The sequence below is a fragment of the Actinomadura sp. KC345 genome (assembly GCF_004348515.1).
Classification (GTDB): Bacteria; Actinomycetota; Actinomycetes; order Streptosporangiales; family Streptosporangiaceae; genus Spirillospora.
Genome location: NZ_SMKH01000020.1, coordinates 20,603 through 36,659, shown reverse-complemented (window position 1 = coordinate 36,659; position 16,057 = coordinate 20,603). Strand labels below are relative to the sequence as shown.

General features: G+C 70.4%; 17 protein-coding genes and 1 tRNA gene. 16 read left to right on the top strand and 2 right to left on the bottom strand.

The window, feature by feature from the left end; genetic code table 11:
- Positions 1–43: 43 nt before the first annotated feature.
- Both E1281_RS05645 and E1281_RS05640 read left to right on the top strand, forming a co-directional pair.
- Positions 44–1,111 carry a UDP-N-acetylmuramate dehydrogenase gene (locus E1281_RS05645; RefSeq protein WP_131876065.1) on the top strand — a complete coding sequence of 356 codons (1,068 nt, stop codon included), beginning with the start codon at positions 44–46 and terminating at the stop codon, positions 1,109–1,111.
- 123 nt (positions 1,112–1,234) lie between these two features.
- Positions 1,235–1,945, top strand: coding sequence for a GntR family transcriptional regulator (locus E1281_RS05640; RefSeq protein ID WP_207943117.1), 711 nt, complete (start codon positions 1,235–1,237; stop codon positions 1,943–1,945).
- On the opposite strand, the gene E1281_RS05635 is transcribed toward E1281_RS05640, so the two are convergent.
- On the bottom strand, positions 1,937–2,989 hold the full coding sequence (locus E1281_RS05635; RefSeq protein ID WP_279433595.1) for an adenosine deaminase: 1,053 nt from the start codon (positions 2,987–2,989) through the stop codon (positions 1,937–1,939). The genes E1281_RS05640 and E1281_RS05635 overlap by 9 nt on opposite strands.
- A 278-nt stretch (positions 2,990–3,267) precedes the next feature.
- Here E1281_RS05635 and E1281_RS05630 point away from each other — a divergent pair, with 278 nt between their 5' ends.
- From E1281_RS05630 to E1281_RS05620, 3 genes are all read left to right on the top strand, one after another.
- Positions 3,268–4,200 carry a hypothetical protein gene (locus tag E1281_RS05630; RefSeq protein ID WP_131876064.1) on the top strand — a complete coding sequence of 311 codons (933 nt, stop codon included), beginning with the start codon at positions 3,268–3,270 and terminating at the stop codon, positions 4,198–4,200.
- 111 nt (positions 4,201–4,311) lie between these two features.
- A complete protein-coding gene (locus E1281_RS05625; RefSeq protein ID WP_131876063.1) occupies positions 4,312–4,821 on the top strand; it encodes a SigE family RNA polymerase sigma factor in 510 nt (169 codons plus the stop codon).
- A 3-nt stretch (positions 4,822–4,824) separates the two neighbouring features.
- A complete protein-coding gene (locus tag E1281_RS05620) occupies positions 4,825–5,580 on the top strand; it encodes a hypothetical protein (RefSeq protein WP_131876062.1) in 756 nt (251 codons plus the stop codon).
- 182 nt (positions 5,581–5,762) lie between these two features.
- Here E1281_RS05620 and E1281_RS05615 read toward each other — a convergent pair whose 3' ends face one another.
- Positions 5,763–6,974, bottom strand: a complete 1,212-nt coding sequence (locus E1281_RS05615; RefSeq protein WP_131876061.1) for a pyridoxal phosphate-dependent aminotransferase — start codon at positions 6,972–6,974, stop codon at positions 5,763–5,765.
- 219 nt (positions 6,975–7,193) lie between these two features.
- Here E1281_RS05615 and E1281_RS05610 point away from each other — a divergent pair.
- From E1281_RS05610 to E1281_RS05560, 11 genes are all read left to right on the top strand, one after another.
- Positions 7,194–7,266 (top strand) — tRNA-Trp (locus E1281_RS05610).
- 111 nt (positions 7,267–7,377) lie between these two features.
- On the top strand, positions 7,378–7,638 hold the full coding sequence (gene secE / locus E1281_RS05605) for a preprotein translocase subunit SecE (protein WP_131876060.1): 261 nt from the start codon (positions 7,378–7,380) through the stop codon (positions 7,636–7,638).
- Positions 7,639–7,725: 87 nt separating this feature from the next.
- Positions 7,726–8,565, top strand: coding sequence for a transcription termination/antitermination protein NusG (gene nusG, locus E1281_RS05600; protein ID WP_131876059.1), 840 nt, complete (start codon positions 7,726–7,728; stop codon positions 8,563–8,565).
- A gap of 220 nt (positions 8,566–8,785) precedes the next feature.
- Positions 8,786–9,214, top strand: a complete 429-nt coding sequence (gene rplK, locus E1281_RS05595; RefSeq protein ID WP_131876058.1) for a 50S ribosomal protein L11 — start codon at positions 8,786–8,788, stop codon at positions 9,212–9,214.
- A gap of 61 nt (positions 9,215–9,275) precedes the next feature.
- Positions 9,276–9,992, top strand: coding sequence for a 50S ribosomal protein L1 (gene rplA / locus E1281_RS05590; RefSeq protein WP_131876057.1), 717 nt, complete (start codon positions 9,276–9,278; stop codon positions 9,990–9,992).
- A 192-nt stretch (positions 9,993–10,184) separates the two neighbouring features.
- Positions 10,185–11,072, top strand: a complete 888-nt coding sequence (locus E1281_RS05585) for a hypothetical protein (RefSeq protein WP_131876056.1) — start codon at positions 10,185–10,187, stop codon at positions 11,070–11,072.
- 120 nt (positions 11,073–11,192) lie between these two features.
- Positions 11,193–12,047 carry a hypothetical protein gene (locus E1281_RS05580; RefSeq protein WP_243716624.1) on the top strand — a complete coding sequence of 285 codons (855 nt, stop codon included), beginning with the start codon at positions 11,193–11,195 and terminating at the stop codon, positions 12,045–12,047.
- A 370-nt stretch (positions 12,048–12,417) separates the two neighbouring features.
- A complete protein-coding gene (gene rplJ / locus E1281_RS05575) occupies positions 12,418–12,999 on the top strand; it encodes a 50S ribosomal protein L10 (protein WP_131876055.1) in 582 nt (193 codons plus the stop codon).
- Positions 13,000–13,051: 52 nt separating this feature from the next.
- Positions 13,052–13,441 (top strand): 50S ribosomal protein L7/L12, encoded by a 390-nt coding sequence (gene rplL / locus E1281_RS05570; protein ID WP_131876054.1) that lies wholly within the window; start codon positions 13,052–13,054, stop codon positions 13,439–13,441.
- Between the two features lie 618 nt (positions 13,442–14,059).
- Positions 14,060–15,169 (top strand): ABC transporter ATP-binding protein, encoded by a 1,110-nt coding sequence (locus tag E1281_RS05565; RefSeq protein ID WP_131876053.1) that lies wholly within the window; start codon positions 14,060–14,062, stop codon positions 15,167–15,169.
- A complete protein-coding gene (locus tag E1281_RS05560) occupies positions 15,169–16,020 on the top strand; it encodes an ABC transporter permease (protein ID WP_131876052.1) in 852 nt (283 codons plus the stop codon). Before E1281_RS05565 ends, E1281_RS05560 begins: the two co-directional genes overlap by 1 nt.
- Positions 16,021–16,057 lie beyond the last annotated feature (37 nt).

The following is a 16,057-nucleotide window of genomic DNA, read 5'->3' as shown; positions in this document are numbered from 1 at the left end:
CCGCGCGGCGGGTGACCGGGCACGTACGGGAGGGGAACACGACGTGGCGGTGTTCGCTGAAGAGGTGAACCTGGCCGGATACACCACGCTGCGGCTCGGCGGCCCCGCCCGGCGCTTCGTCGAGGCGACGACCGAGGCGGAACTGGTCGCCGCGATCCGCAAGGCCGACGAGCAGGGCGAACCCGTCCTCGTGCTCGGCGGCGGCAGCAACCTGGTGGTCTCCGACGACGGGTTCCCCGGCACCGTCGTCCACGTCTCCACCCGGGGCACCGAACGCGTCGCCTCCGGAGGCGACGCCGTCCACGTCCGGGTCCAGGCCGGCGAGGACTGGGACCCGTTCGTCGCGCGCTGCGTGGCCGAGAACCTCGCCGGCGTCGAGTGCCTGTCGGGCATCCCCGGACGGGTCGGCGCGACCCCGATCCAGAACGTCGGAGCCTACGGCCAGGACGTCAGCGAGACGATCGTCGAGGTCCGCGCCTACGACCGCCGCACCCGCGCCGTCGTCACGCTCGACCGGGACGCCTGCCGCTTCACCTACCGGCACAGCGTGTTCAAGGGCGACGACCGGTACGTCGTCCTGGACGTGACGTACGCGCTGCACGAGGCCGAGGAGTCGCAGCCCGTCGCCTACGCCGAACTGGCGAAGAGGCTCGGCGTCCGGCCGGGGGACAGGGTGACGCTGAAGGAGGCGCGCGACGCCGTCCTCGAACTGCGGCGCGGCAAGGGCATGGTCCTGGACGCCGCCGACCCCGACACCCGCAGCGCCGGATCGTTCTTCACCAACCCGATCCTCGGACCGGACCAGCTCACCGAGCTCGAGCGCCGCGTCGCCGACCGGCTCGGCCCGGACGCGGCGTTCCCGCGCTACCCGGAGATCGGCGACCGGGTGAAGACGTCCGCCGCGTGGCTGATCGACCGCGCCGGCTTCACCAAGGGCCACACCGTCGGCCCGGCACGCATCTCCACCAAGCACACCCTGGCGCTGACCAACCCCGGCGGAGCCAGCACCGCCGACCTGCTGGCGCTCGCCCGCGAGGTTCGCGGCGGCGTCCGCGACGCGTTCGGCGTGGAGCTGGTCAACGAGCCCGTCCTCGTCGGCGTGACCCTCTGACGCTCGCCGAACCGGGCGTCACCGTCTGAACGGCTGAAACGGGCATCGAGCGGGAAGCATGAAGTCAGGGCTCTGTGCGACCGCCGCCCCCGCTGCGGAAGGGCCCCGGATGGGAGCACGACATTGGCCCTACCCGCACCCGCCACCCGGCAGACGCTCGGCGTGCGCCTCCAGTTGAGCGACGAGGCCGCCGCCCGCATCCGAGAGCTGATCATGGACGGACGCGTCCGTCCCGGCGACTACCTGCGGCTCGAACGGCTGGCCATGGACTTCGGCATCAGCGTCACCCCGGTCCGGGAGGCGCTCAAGTCGCTGCGCAGCGAGGGGTTCGTCGTCCTGGAACCGAGACGCGGGTTCGTCGTCGCGCCGCTGTCCAAACGCGACATCCAGGACCTCTTCTGGGTGCAGGCGGGCATCGCCGCCGAACTGGCCACGCGGGCCACCCCGCGGATCGGCCCCGAGACCCTCCGCGCCATGAACGCGCTCCAGCACGATTTGGAACGTGCCGACGCCGCCGGGAGACCCGACCTGGTGGAGGAGCACAACCACCACTTCCACCGGGAGATCAACCTCGCCGCCGACTCCGCGAAACTGGCCTGGTCGCTCGCGACCGCCGCGCGTTACGTCCCGCGCGGACTGTACGCGAGGCTCCCCGACTGGCCCGGCCTCGCCGTCCGCGACCACGAGCGCATCCTGACCGCCCTGCGGGACGGGGACGCACCGGCCGCGGGCGCCGAGATGCGCGACCACATCGTCCGGGCCGGTGAGCTCCTCGTGGCCCACCTGGAACGCCGCGGGCTCTGGCCGTCCGCCGCCGGCGGGGCGTCAGCCTGACAGCCAGGCGTCGATGCCCGCCAGCAGCCGTGCGCGCACGTCGTCCGGCGCCGCGGACGCCCCGATCGACTGGCGCGCCAGTTCGGCGAGTTCGGCGTCGGAGAAGCCGTGCTCGGTCCGGGCGAGCTCGTACTGGACGGCAAGCCGCGAACCGAAAAGCAGCGGGTCGTCGGCGCCCAGGGCGATGGACGCGCCCGCCTCGTACAGGCGCCGTACGGGGACGTCCGCCGCGGTCGCCGCCACGCCGAGCCCCACGTTCGACGCCGGGCAGACCTCCAGCGTCACGCCCCGGTCGATGATCTGCGCCAGGAGCCGCGGATCCTCCACGGCGCGGACCCCGTGCCCGATCCGGTCGGCGTCCAGCGTCTCCAGGCACTCCCGGACGCTCGCCGGCCCGAGCAGCTCACCGCCGTGCGGGCTCGACAGCAGCCCGCCGCGCTTGGCGATGCGGAACGCGCCCTCGAAGTCGTAGGCCCGGCCCCGCCGCTCGTCGTTGGACAGCCCGAACCCGACGACGCCGTCGCCGTTGTACCGGACGGCGAGCCGCGCGAGGGTCTTGGCGTCCAGCGGGTGGCGCGTCCGGTTCGCCGCGATCACCACGCCGATGCCGATGCCGGCCGCCCGCGCCGCCTCCTTCGCCGCGTCCAGGATCAGCTCGACCGTCGGGGTCAGCCCGCCGAACGTGGACGCGTACCCGCTCGGGTCGACCTGGATCTCCAGCCAGCCCGACCCCTCCGCGGCCTCGTCCTCGGCCGTCTCGCGCAGCAGGCGGCGCAGGTCGTCCGGGGTTCGCAGCACCGAGCGGGCGATGTCGTAGAGCCGCTGGAACCGGAACCATCCCCGCTCGTCGGTCGCGTGCAGCTTGGGCGGCCAATCCTCGGCGAGGGCGTCGGGCAGGTGCACGCCGTGCTCGCCGGCCAGCTCGACGAGCGTGGAATGCCGCATCGACCCGGTGAAGTGCAGGTGCAGATGCGCCTTGGGGAGCAGGGCCACGTCCGGGCGGGCGGGGCCGCGCGCGACGGCGGGCCTCGGGTGGTCCGGCACCGAAGGATCTCGTATGGAACGTTCCTGGGGCGGACGGGGTGAAACGGTACGGGCCTCCATGAGCCAATGCTGCCGGATCATCGTCCTCGTCGTACCCCTTGCGGCGAGGATCACCACACCGGACTACCTCCTATGACACGGCACGGCCATCCCCGCTCATGGGCATCCGAAAAAACTTTGGGATCGCGTGCAACCCCGGCCCTGCACCGTGCGTATACGAGGGGCGCCAGAGAGAGACCAGGCATACCCCGCAGAAGGATGACGGGCAGAAGGGATACATGATGATCACGCTGAAGGCCGCCTTGATCGCGGCGTCCGCCATCGGCACCGTCGCCGTGGGCGGCGGAGCGACGTGGGCGATGACCGGCACCCATGAGGAGGCGGGCCTCCAGTCCCACGGCGCGAAGGCTCCCGCGGCGGAGCGCAAGGTCCAGGACGCCGTGCCCAGCAGCGCCCCGACCTGCCTTCCGGCCAAGCCCGGCCTGCCCGACGCCAAGGTCCCGGAGACCGGCGCGAAGAAGCAGGTCGAGAAGCAGCTGGAGCAGAACGGGGTCAAGAAGGACCTGCCGGACGTGGACGTCCCCTCCAAGGACCTCCCGAAGCCCGACCTGCCCGACACGGGCCTGCCCGACACGGAAGTCCCGGGCGTGAAGGCGCCGGACGCCGGGAAGCAGCTCCCGACGTGCGCGCCGTCCACCGGGGACCTGCCGAAGGGCGGCCCCGTGGACAAGCCGGCCCCCCGCGTCCCCGCCAGGCCCGGCCTGCCGTCCGTCCCCAAGCTCGACTGCAGCAAGCTGGCCCCCGCGGTGAAGGTCGGCGGCCCCGTCGAGAAGACCCTCATGCTGACCAAGGGCCTGCGGCACGTCTCGACCGCCCCCGGCTCGACCGACCTGCGCAAGAAGAACGTCTGCGCCGTCACGCAGAAGTGGGCCGCCAAGGCCGGGGCGGTCGGCGGCAACGCCCGGTGGATCACCGTCGAAACGCTGAAGACGCCCGCCGGCATGACGCAGAATCAGCTGCGCCAGGCGATGGACCTCCCTGAGGGCGGCACCCCGATCACCGTGCACGGGGCGGCCGGCTGGATGGGGCCGGGCGGCGACGGAGTACTGGTGTTCGAGCCGAACGGCCACTCGCTCTACATCAACGGCAGCCCTGTGCTGGCGGGCGGCGGCCTGAAGGAGATCGCGGCCACCCTGCACCAGGCCCGGTAGGCCGGAGCCCGGCACGCCGGTCCCAGCAAGAACGGGTGGGCGGCTCGGCGCGGAGCCGCCCACCCCCCGACAAAGACGAGCCGGATTTGCTCTAGCCCGGGATGGAGCACAGTGGGGCGTCGAGACGACGAGTCGTTCGTGGAGTTCGTGGCGGCACGCGGCGATGCCCTGCTGCGTACCGCCGCGCTGATGTGCGGTGCCCGGCAGGACGCGGAGGACATCCTGCAGACCGCGCTGGAGAAGGCCTACAGGCACTGGGGACGGCTGGAGGCCGGAACCGACCCGGAGCCCTACGTCCGCCGGATCCTGGTCAACCTCGTGATCAGCCGGTCCCGGCGGTGGAAGGTGCTGCGGGAGATCCAGATGGCGCGGCTGCCGGAGAAACCGGCGGTCTCGTCCGACCACGCCGTCGAGCTCAGGGGGACGCTCATGGACGAGTTGCGCAAGCTCGGCCCGCGCCAGCGGGCGGTACTGGTCCTGCGCTTCTGGGAGGACCTCTCGGAGGCGGAGACGGCGCAGGCGCTCGGCTGTTCGGTCGGAACCGTCAAGAGCCAGGCGTCCCGGGGGCTCGCCAGGCTCCGGGAGCGCCTCGACAAGAACCTGGCGCCACTGGGGAGATGAACGATGGATCTGGAGAGTGAGCTGCGCAGGGCGATGGCCGAGCGGGCCGCGGGGACGGCCGCGCCGCCGTCGCTTGCCGTGGACGTCAAGCGCCGCCACCGGCGCAGGAAGGCCCGGATCCACGCCGCCATGGGAGTCGCCGCGGCCTCGGTCGTGGCGCTCGCCCTCGTCCCCGCCTACCAGTCGTTCCGGGCCGCACCCGCCGGTGACGAGACCGTCGGCCCCGCAGACGGCGGCTCGACGCTCCGGCGGCCGGAACGGCCTCCCGCCCCGGGCCCCTCCGTGTCCCCGTCAGGCATGGAGGCGCCCGGGGCGGGAACCTCACGGAAGCCGGAGGCCCGCCCGTCCTCGGGCGGGCCCGGGAGCGAGCCGCGCGAGCCCGGCACAGGCGGGGCCCCCGATGACCTGCCTCGCTGGATCGGCTACATCCCGGACGGTCTCACCGCCACCGGACCGTGCGCCGTGACAGGCGATGCGAAGCGCAAGACGACGACGTGCAAATGGCGTGGGAGCGCCGGGTGGGTCGAGATCGGCATGGTGAAGGGAAGCGGCCTTACCGGTCCGCAGGACCTGATGAAGACGCCCGGCCTCTCCAGTCGCACCACGTCCGTGCGGGGCATGCCGGCGCTCATCGGCGACCGTCCCGGCTCCGGACGCCAGATCTCGTGGCTGGCCCGGCCGGGCGTCGGAGCGACGGTGTCGGCCGGTGGCCAGGCCGAGGAGCAGCTCATGCGCATGGCCGAGGGCGTACGCCCGTGAACCCCGCTCCAGGCGGAACGTGACCTGTTCCGGTCGGGTGTCCCGCGGCGGAGAGGGGCCGCGGCGGGACACCCGGCCGGGACCTCCTGGGGACGGGCAGGCGTGGGGCGGCTGTCCACCCGTGAAAGAACCGGCCCCGGGCACGTATGCGCCCGGGGCCGGTTCGTCGCGGCGGGAGAGTGTCAGCTCGCCTCGGAGAGCAACTTCGCGACGCGCGAGACGCCCTCGACGAGGTCGTCGTCGCCCAGCGCGTACGACAGCCGGAAGTAACCCGGCGTGCCGAACGCCTCCCCCGGCACCAGCGCGACCTCCGCCTCCTCCAGGATCAGCGACGCCAGCTCCACCGACGTCTCCGGGCGCTTGCCGCGGATCTCCTTGCCCAGCAGTTCCTTGACCGACGGGTAGGCGTAGAACGCGCCCTCCGGCTCGGGGCACACCACGCCCGGGATCTCGTTCAGCATCCGCACGATCGTCTTGCGGCGCCGGTCGAACGACGCGCGCATCTCCGCCACCGCGGACAGGTCACCGGTCACCGCGGCGAGCGCGGCCGCCTGCGACACGTTCGCCACGTTGGACGTCGCGTGCGACTGGAGGTTGGCCGCGGCCTTCACCACGTCCGCCGGGCCGACCAGCCAGCCCACCCGCCAGCCCGTCATCGCGTACGTCTTGGCGACGCCGTTCAGGACGAGCGTCCGGCCGGCGAGCTCCGGCACCACGACCGGCATCGAGTGGAACTCGGCGCCGCCGTACACGAGGTGCTCGTAGATCTCGTCCGTGACGACCCACAGCCCGTGCTCGTCGGCCCAGCGGCCGATCGCCTCGATCTCGGCGCGGGAGTACACGGCGCCGGTCGGGTTGGACGGCGAGACGAACAGCAGCACCTTCGTCCGGTCGGTGCGGGCCGCCTCCAGCTGCTCGACGCTCACCTTGTAGCCGGTGGTCTCGTCGGCGACCACGTCCACGGGCACGCCGCCGGCCAGCTTGATCGACTCGGGGTAGGTCGTCCAGTACGGCGTGGGCACGAGCACCTCGTCGCCCGGGTCGAGCAGCGCGGCGAACGCCTCGTACACCGCCTGCTTGCCGCCGTTGGTCACCAGGACCTGGGACGCCTCCACCTTGTAGCCGGAGTCGCGCTCGGTCTTCTCGGCGATGGCGGTGCGCAGCTCGGGCAGCCCGCCCGCGGGCGTGTACTTGTGGAAGCGCGGCACCCTGCACGCGGTCACCGCGGCCTCGACGATGTAGTCGGGCGTGGGAAAGTCGGGCTCGCCCGCGCCGAACCCGATGACCGGGCGGCCCGCCGCCTTCAGCGCCTTGGCCTTGGCGTCGACGGCCAGCGTGGCGGATTCGGATATCGCGGCGATGCGCTTGGAGATGCGAGGACGATCGATGCTCATCTCCCCATCGTTACAGATGACAGGTGGTAGGGCGGGGGCTGGAGGACGGTGTGGCCATCCGGTTCGACGCGGGGGGCTCCGCGACGTAGACTCCATTGCCTAGTGGCGTGATCCCGGTATACGAGCCTGTCCGCACGCGGACGTCATCAGAGGCCGTAAGCTGGGATCCGGCACCATCCCGGTCCCACGACCGGGGGTTCTCCGCGACCCGGGGAATGAAGGGCAGTGGCTCAATTGGCAGAGCACCGGTCTCCAAAACCGGCGGTTGGGGGTTCGAGTCCCTCCTGCCCTGCGAGGTGCGGTGCGCACACCCGTCACGACGGTGCGATCGCACCGCGCGGCACGGGACCGTGCGGCAACCACGCGGTGGTTGGATCACGACCTATGAGGTGAACGGCGGCAAATGGCGACTGAGACCGACGAGCGCGACGAGCCTGAGGCCAAGGGCGAAGGCAAGCGCAAGAAGGAGAAGTCCCCCAAGCGGACGACTCCGCCTCTCTTCGTGCGCCAGATCGCCGCTGAGCTGCGCAAGGTCATCTGGCCCACACGGCGGGAACTGATCACCTACACGGTGGCCGCGCTCGTCTTCGTGATCATCATGGTCGGCATCGTGTCCGGCGTCGACTACGGGCTGCAGCAGGGCGTCTACGCCGTCTTCGGCTGACGTCGCCGCCGCGGTGCCGCGGCGCCCGGACGAGCCGCCGCCGTACCATCGCAAGTTCATCACCGCTGACCGAGAGAAAGAGACACCGTGTCCGAGTCCTCACAGCCCTACGACGAGGCCGTTGAAGAGGCCCAGTCCGCTGCGGCTGCTGCGGCAGATCAGGCGGCCGAGCCCGTCGACGAGGCGGCCGAGGCGGCCGTCAGCGCCGGTGAGGGCGAGCCTGCGGACACCAAGCTCGAGGGCGAGGCCCCCGAGCAGGACCCCGCCGCGGACGCCGGCGACCTCGCCGAAGCGGTCGAAGGCGAGCCGGAGGACGAGGCGCCCGCCGGGCCGCCGGTCGACCCGTACGCCGAGTTCAAGATGCAGCTCCGGCTCCAGCCGGGCGACTGGTACGTCGTGCACTCCTACGCGGGATACGAGAACCGGGTCAAGACCAACATCGAGACCCGGACGCAGACCCTCAACATGGAGGACTACATCTTCCAGATCGAGGTCCCGCAGCACGAGGTGACCGAGATCAAGCAGGGCAAGCGGCAGAAGGTCAACGAGAAGGTCCTGCCGGGCTACATCCTCGTCCGCATGGAGCTGACCGACGAGTCGTGGGCCGCGGTCCGCAACACGCCGGGCGTGACCGGGTTCGTCGGCCTGCTGAACAAGCCGTCCCCGCTCAGCCTGGACGAGGTCGCCAACCTGCTGGCCCCCGAGCCGGAGGAGGGCGCCGTCAAGGCCAAGGAGCAGGCGAAGGCACCCGCCACCGTCGACTACGAGGTCGGCGAGTCGGTCACCGTCATGGACGGCCCGTTCGCCACCCTCCCCGCGACCGTCAACGAGATCAACGCCGAACAGCAGAAGCTCAAGGTGCTGGTCTCCATCTTCGGCCGCGAGACGCCGGTCGAGTTGTCTTTCAACCAGGTCTCCAAGATCTGACCGACCCACCTCGACCAGGCCGTATCCTGGACGGGTTGTCTCCCCGCGCATGCGGGGATGACCCCCCAAGGTCGCTGCGCTTGTCAATGTGCAGCATTGCTCCCCGCGCACGCGGGGCTGGGGTTGATAGGGGTCCCAACACAGCGGTTACGTTCCGCCCGCCGTGTTGCCCGGTATCCGGGAGTCGGGACCACAGCAAACGGAACACTGAGGGAGAGGCATGCCTCCCAAAAAGAAGATCGCCGCCTTGGTGAAGGTCCAGCTGCAGGCTGGGGCCGCCACGCCCGCGCCGCCGGTCGGTACCGCGCTCGGTCCGCACGGCGTCAACATCATGGACTTCTGCAAGCAGTACAACGCCGCGACGGAGTCCCAGCGCGGCAACGTCATCCCCGTAGAGATCACCATCTACGAGGACCGGTCGTTCAGCTTCGTCACCAAGACCCCGCCGGCCGCGCAGCTCATCCTGAAGGCCGCGGGCGTCGAGAAGGGCAGCGGCGAGCCGCACAAGACCAAGGTCGGCTCGGTCACCGCCGACCAGGTCCGCGAGATCGCCACGACCAAGATGCCCGACCTCAACGCCAAGGACATCGAGGCCGCCGAGAAGATCGTCGCCGGCACCGCGCGGTCCATGGGCATCGAGGTCAAGTAAGCACCACCCAGTGGAAGGGCCTGCGCCGGCCCGTACCACGAGTTCCAGTGGAGGAACCAGAATGCAGCGCAGCAAGAGCTACCGCTCCGCCTCGGAGAAGATCGACCGCGACCGGCTGTACAGCCCGGCCGAGGCCGTGAAGCTCGCCAAGGACACCACGGTCGTCAAGTTCGACCCGACGGTGGAGGTCGCCCTGCGGCTGGGCGTCGACCCCCGCAAGGCCGACCAGATGGTCCGCGGCACCGTCAACCTGCCGCACGGCACCGGTAAGACGGCCCGGGTGCTGGTCTTCGCCGTCGGCGCCAAGGCGCAGGAGGCCGAGGCGGCGGGTGCCGACCTGGTCGGCTCCGACGACATGATCGAGCGGATCCAGGGCGGCTTCCTGGACTTCGACGCGGTCGTGGCGACGCCGGACCAGATGGGCAAGGTCGGGCGGCTGGGCCGGGTGCTCGGCCCGCGCGGACTCATGCCGAACCCGAAGACCGGCACGGTCACGATGGACGTGGACAAGGCCGTCTCCGACATCAAGGGCGGAAAGATCGAGTTCCGGGTCGACCGGCACGCGAACCTGCACTTCATCATCGGCAAGGCGTCCTTCGACCAGCGCCAGCTGGTGGAGAACTACGCCGCGGCCGTCGAGGAGATCCAGCGGCTCAAGCCGTCCGCCGCGAAGGGCCGCTACGTCAAGAAGGCGTCGATGACGACCTCGATGGGCCCGAGCATCCCGGTGGACCCGAACGCGGTCCGCAACCTGACCGCGGAGCTCGAAGACGCCTGACCGAGCACGATCGCGTCACCCGAACAGGGCGCCCCCGGCACACCGGGGGCGCCCTGTTCGCTTCCCACCGGGCCCTTGCCCGCGTCCTCTAGCACCGAACGCGGTGGATACATAGATCGTCGTCCGGAAACGGACAAATCGGTGACCGGATTGCTTTGTTACCGGTGGGGAATCTGGTGTTGAATCTTGCCCGTGAAGCGTCGAACCGACCGGGCCATCGCCATCTCCGCCGTCACCGCCGTCGCCGTCGTGCCCACGGCGGTCCTGATGGTGGTCAAGGTGGGAGGCGGCTCCACCGAGGACGGATCGGTCCCGGCGTCCGCGGCCATGGCGCAGCAGGATCCGGCCAACCCGAACGGCACCGCGACCGGCATCGTCACGCCGGGCGCGACCACGGCGCCGGGTGCGGGCGGCGGCGGCACCGGCGGGACGGCCGACGGCTCCGGTGCCCCGGGCAACCGGGCGGCGGGAGGAAGCGGGCTGGAAAGCCTGCCCACCGCGCCGCCCCGGCCAGGCCCGAGCCTGCACGCCTTCACCCGCAAGACGGACGTGAAGGTGACGCTCGGATCGGACGGCGACTACCGGCACGCCACCGAGACGGCCACGTTCACGCTGTGGCCGGAGTTCTCACTGAACGCGACCGGCGTCACGAGCACCATGCAGGACGGCGAACTCAGCAAGGTCACGGAGAAGGTGATCATCAGCGGCGGTACGCTCAAGGGCTTCGACGGCGAGAAGTGGACCCGGTCCAAGCTCTCCGCGAAGCAGCTCGCCACGCTGCAGAACGGCTCCGACCCCCGGCAGTTCACGTTCCTGATCGGGACCCTGCCCGGCGTGACCGCGAGCGAGCCGGACGCGAACGGCAGGACGCGGTTCACCGCGCGGGCGAGCATGGGAAACCTGTTCCCGCTGCTGCCCCAGGATGTCGCCGCGGCGATCCGCACGTGGATCCCCGCCGAAACCGGCTGCGGTCTCGACCTGTGGGCCGACAGCAAGGCCCGTCCGACCTGGATCGGCCTGAACGCGCAGGCCGCGGGTACGGTCGTCAAGGGCTCGATGACCTTCGACGCCTACCGCTGACCCGTGTAACCCCTAAGTCGTACTGCTTTCCGGGCCGTTCGTACCACCGGGGGATGTGGCGTCGCCGGCGTCCCGGGACACTGGAAACCACCAGCAGGCGACAAGGGAGGCTCGACCCTGATGAACCGACGACTCGTGGTGGCGGCCGGCGGCACCGCCGTGAGCGCCGCGCTTCTCCTGACGGGATGCGGCGGTGGTGGCACCGAGAGCACGGAGAACATGAAGCTCAGCGCCAGTGAGGCGCTGCTGAAGACGTCGAAGAAGACCGATCAGGCCGACACGTTCAAGGCCGACCTCACGGTGACCGGCACCGACGCGGGCGGCAACGGCGAGCTTCGCGCCGACGGGCAGTTCCAGCTGAGCCCGGAGCTGAAGTTCAGCGCGAAGCTGGACGAGATCAGCCGCGGCGGGAAGACCGTCCCCGGCGCCAAGGGGCAGGCGCTCTTCACCGGCAACACGCTGTACGCGAAGGTCCCGCAGCTCGCCCAGTTCGTCAGCGGCGGCAAGCCGTGGGTGAAGGTCGATGTCAACGAGGCGTCGCAGCGCACCGGGTTCGACGTCCAGGGCCTCATCGACCAGGTGCAGAAGGTCGACCCGGCCGAGCAGACGAAGATGTTCACCGGTTCCAAGGACGCGCGCCGGGTCGGCACCGAGTCGATCGACGGGGTCCAGACGACGCACTACACCGGGACGGTGACGGTCCAGGACGCGCTGAACCGCCTCGACGCGGAGGCGCGCGAGGACGTCGGCAAGTGGCTGCCGAAGGACAAGGCCAACAGCAAGATCAACTTCGACCTGTGGACGGACGGGGAGAACCTGCCCCGCAAGCTCGTGTCGAAGACGAGCGGCTCGCAGGGCGAGTCCGGCACGGTGACCGTCCTGTACAGCGACTACGGCGAGTCCTTCACCGTGAACCCGCCGCCGTCCGACCAGGTCGGAACGCTGTCCCTCGGCTCGTTCCTCGGCGGGAACTGACCGTCCGCGACGGACGCACCCGCTCCGTCGTCAGCGGATGCCGCGCTGGCCACCGGCCTCGCCGTCCCGCTCACCGGCTGCCTCGGGGGAGGCCGGGGGCGAGATGGGCGAGGCCGGTGCGGGTCCTGGGCCCGCGGCCGCGCGTTCCCGCTGATTTGTTAAGTCGGGGAGCATTCACATACTCTGGTCGGTGCCGAAGACCGCCGGTCGTCGCCTCATACCGAGGTGACCGAAGGACCCGATTCGCTCGGGCGGCCTGCGCAGGTGAGACGAGAGCTTCCGCATGGCCTCCGCGCCTTGCCTGGAACGCCCCGTGCGCCTGCGCCGGGGCGTTTTTTGGTACCCACCCAGGTAATCGGAAGGAGGCCGGATGGCCAGGGCCGACAAGGACGCGGCGATCGCCGAGCTCAAGAACGAGTTCGAGAGCTCCAACGGCGCCGTGCTGACCGAGTACCGCGGGCTGTCGGTCGCGCAGGTGCAGGAGCTGCGCGGCAACCTCGGCGAGACCGCACGGTTTCGCGTGGTGAAGAACACGCTGACCAAGCGCGCCGCGAACGAGGCCGGTGTCGACGAGCAGTTCCACGACCTGCTCGTGGGCCCGTCCGCCATCACGTTCGTCCGGGGCGACGTGGTCGAGGCCGCCAAGGGCCTGCGTGATTTCGCCAAGGCCAACCCGCCGCTGGTGATCAAGGGCGGGTTCATCGACGGCCGGGCGATGACCGCGGCCGAGGTCACCAAGCTCGCGGACCTGGAGTCGCGCGAGGTGCTGCTCGCGAAGCTCGCGGGTGCGATGAAGGGCTCGCTGTCCAACGCGGCCGCGCTCTTCAACGCGCTGCCGACGCAGGCGGCGCAGCTCGCCGAGGCGCTGCGCGCCAAGCGCGAGGCGGGCGGCGAGACGGCCGAGGCACCTGCCGCCGAGGCCGAGGCCGCAGCAGAGGCGTCCGCCGAGTAGGCACCGCGGTTCCGTAATCCCCAGTTTTTCAAGCCATAGCGGAGGAAAGATCATGGCGAAGCTCAGCACCGACGACCTGCTCGACGCCTTCAAGGAGATGACCCTCCTCGAGCTCTCGGACTTCGTGAAGCAGTTCGAGGAGGTCTTCGACGTCAAGGCCGCCGCGCCCGTCGCGGCCGTGGCCGCGCCCACGGGCGGGGGCGCCCCCGTCGAGGAGGAGGCCGCCGCGCAGGACGAGTTCGACGTCGTCCTGGAGAGCGCCGGCGACAAGAAGATCCAGGTCATCAAGGAGGTGCGCGCCCTGACGAGCCTCGGCCTCAAGGAGGCCAAGGACCTGGTCGACGGCGCGCCGAAGCCGCTGCTGGAGAAGGTCAACAAGGAAGCGGCCGACAAGGCCAAGGAGGCCCTGGAGAAGGCCGGCGCGACGGTCACCGTCAAGTAGGGCTCTTCAGAGCCGGGGAGCCGGTACGGCTCCGCAGGCTTCTCAGGAGGCGGTCGTCCCACCATCGGGTGGGGCGGCCGCCTTCTGCGTTTCCAGGGGCTCGCAGTGGGCCGCTCCAGGGGTGTGCACATCGGGTCTGCCGCCCGCCTGCGGGCGGTTGTCGCCAAGGGTGAAGGGTCCGGTATGAGGCCGCCGATTTCCTGTGCGGGAGTGATAAACGTCTGCGGGAAACCGTGTGCCCGTGCGGGTTGTGCGGTTCTCGGGACGCCGCGTAGCGTCCCGTCCCGACGCTGTGGCCACAGGAGGCCGCCTTGTCACGGTGGCCGCGACGATGCCGTCCGGTCTCCGTTGAACAGCCTGACTCCGCTTGAGGCGCTGGTTCTTGGACCACTAGTCTCATAGGCGCCGTAAGTAACGATTGTCTTACGACGTCGCATTTAGCCGCTGATCTGGGGCGGAACCCCTTCCATTCGGACGGGAGGCCGCTACGGTGGTGGCACCCGTCACGGCTACCGGACGGTAGTAAGAGGGCGGACACGCGGTGTGACGAGAGAAAGTGCCTGAGCTAACTCGCTCATTGGTTCGGGATTTCCCCCCGGCCTGGACGAAAGGTGACGAGTGGGCGTCGAGATCAGAGTCGAGGGCCTGACCAAGTCCTTCGGCCGTCAGACCATCTGGCAGGACGTGTCGCTGACGGTCCCCGCAGGAGAGATCTCCGTTCTCCTCGGCCCGTCCGGAACCGGCAAGTCGGTGTTCCTCAAGTCCCTGGTCGGCCTCCTCAAGCCGGACCGCGGCCACATCTGGATCGGAGACCGGGACCTCCCGCGCCTGCCGGAGTCGCAGCTCTACGAGACCCGCAAGCTGTTCGGCGTCCTGTTCCAGGACGGCGCCCTCTTCGGGTCGATGAACGTCTACGACAACGTCGCCTTCCCGCTGCGCGAGCACACCAAGAAGTCCGAGTCCGAAGTCCGGCAGATCGTGATGAAGAACCTCGACCTGGTCGGGCTTCTCGGTGCGGAGAAGAAGCTCCCGGGCGAGATCTCCGGAGGCATGAAGAAGCGCGCCGGCCTGGCCCGCGCGCTCGTGCTGGACCCCGAGATCCTTCTGGTGGACGAGCCGGACTCCGGTCTCGACCCGGTCCGCACGTCCTACCTGAACCAGACGTTCGTCGACCTGATCTCCGAGATCAACGCGACGCTCCTGATCGTCACCCACGACATCAACACCGCTCGGACCGTCCCGGACAACATCGGCCTGCTGTTCCGCCGCGAGCTGGTGATGTTCGGCCCGCGCGAGATGCTGCTGTCCAGCGAGGAGCCGGTCGTCCGGCAGTTCCTCAACGCCCGCAAGGTCGGCCCGATCGGGATGTCGGAGGAGAAGGACGTCTCCGAGCTGGAGGCCGAGGCCAAGCAGGGCGACGACCCGGGCAAGCTGCCGCCGATCCCGCCGCAGCTCATGACGAGCAACGGCCGGGTCCGCGCGGGGCAGCACGCCCCCGGCGCCTGGTGCGCCGCGCACGGCGTCACCCCGCCGCCCGGCTCGTTCATCGACGACCTGGGCCGCAACTGGGTCGAGGAGTGGCCGCGGTACGTGGCGTCGATGGCGCACGCGGGCGGCCCGCCGCCCGCCGTCCCGGGCGGGATGCCGCCCGGCGGTCCCGGCGGTCCCGGCGGGCACTTCCCGGGGAACCCGCCGCCTGGCCGGTACGGAGCGGGTGCCGGGTACTGATGTCCACTCCTGGTATCGGCGCGGACCAGCGAGGGGACGGGAAGGGCGGGGGCTCTTCCACAGCGCTCCGCAAGTTCGGGGACGGCGCCGCCAATGTCGCGATCCGGGAACCGGGCCGGTTCTTCGCCCTGTGCCTGGACACGTTCCGCGCGCTGTTCAAGTGGCCGTTCCAATGGCGCGAGTTCATCCAGCAGTCGTGGTTCATCGTCAGCGTCACCGCGATCCCCACCATGCTGGTCGCCATCCCCTTCGGCGGCATCCTGTCGTTGCAGGTCGGCGGGCTCATCCGGCAGCTCGGCGCGCAGTCCTACACCGGCGCGACCGCGGTCGTGGCGATCGTCCGGGAGGCCAGCCCGCTGGTCACCTCGCTGCTGGTGGCGGGCGCCGCCGGATCGGCGATCTGCGCCGACATCGGCTCCCGCAAGATCCGCGAGGAGATCGACGCGATGGAGGTGCTGGGGATCAATCCCCTGCACCGCCTCGTCGTGCCGCGGATGCTCGCCTGCGCCTTCGTCGCGCTCTTCCTGAACGGGCTCGTCTCGGTGGTCGGCCTGATGGGCGGCTACTTCTTCAACGTGATGCTGCAGGACGGCACCCCCGGCGCCTACCTGGCCTCCTTCAACGCGATCGCGCAGCTGCCCGACCTGCTGCAGGCCGAGTTCAAGGCGTTCGTCTTCGGAATCACGGCGGGACTGGTCGCCTCGTACAAGGGGCTGAACGCCAAGGGCGGTCCGAAGGGAGTCGGTGACGCGGTCAACCAGACCGTCGTCATCACCTTCATGCTCCTTTTCCTGGAGAACTTCCTGATCTCCGCGCTGTACTTCCAGTTCGTGCCGTCGAAGGGCATGTGATGGCGGCCCCAGGAAAGACGGGAAAGGCCGTCGGCCG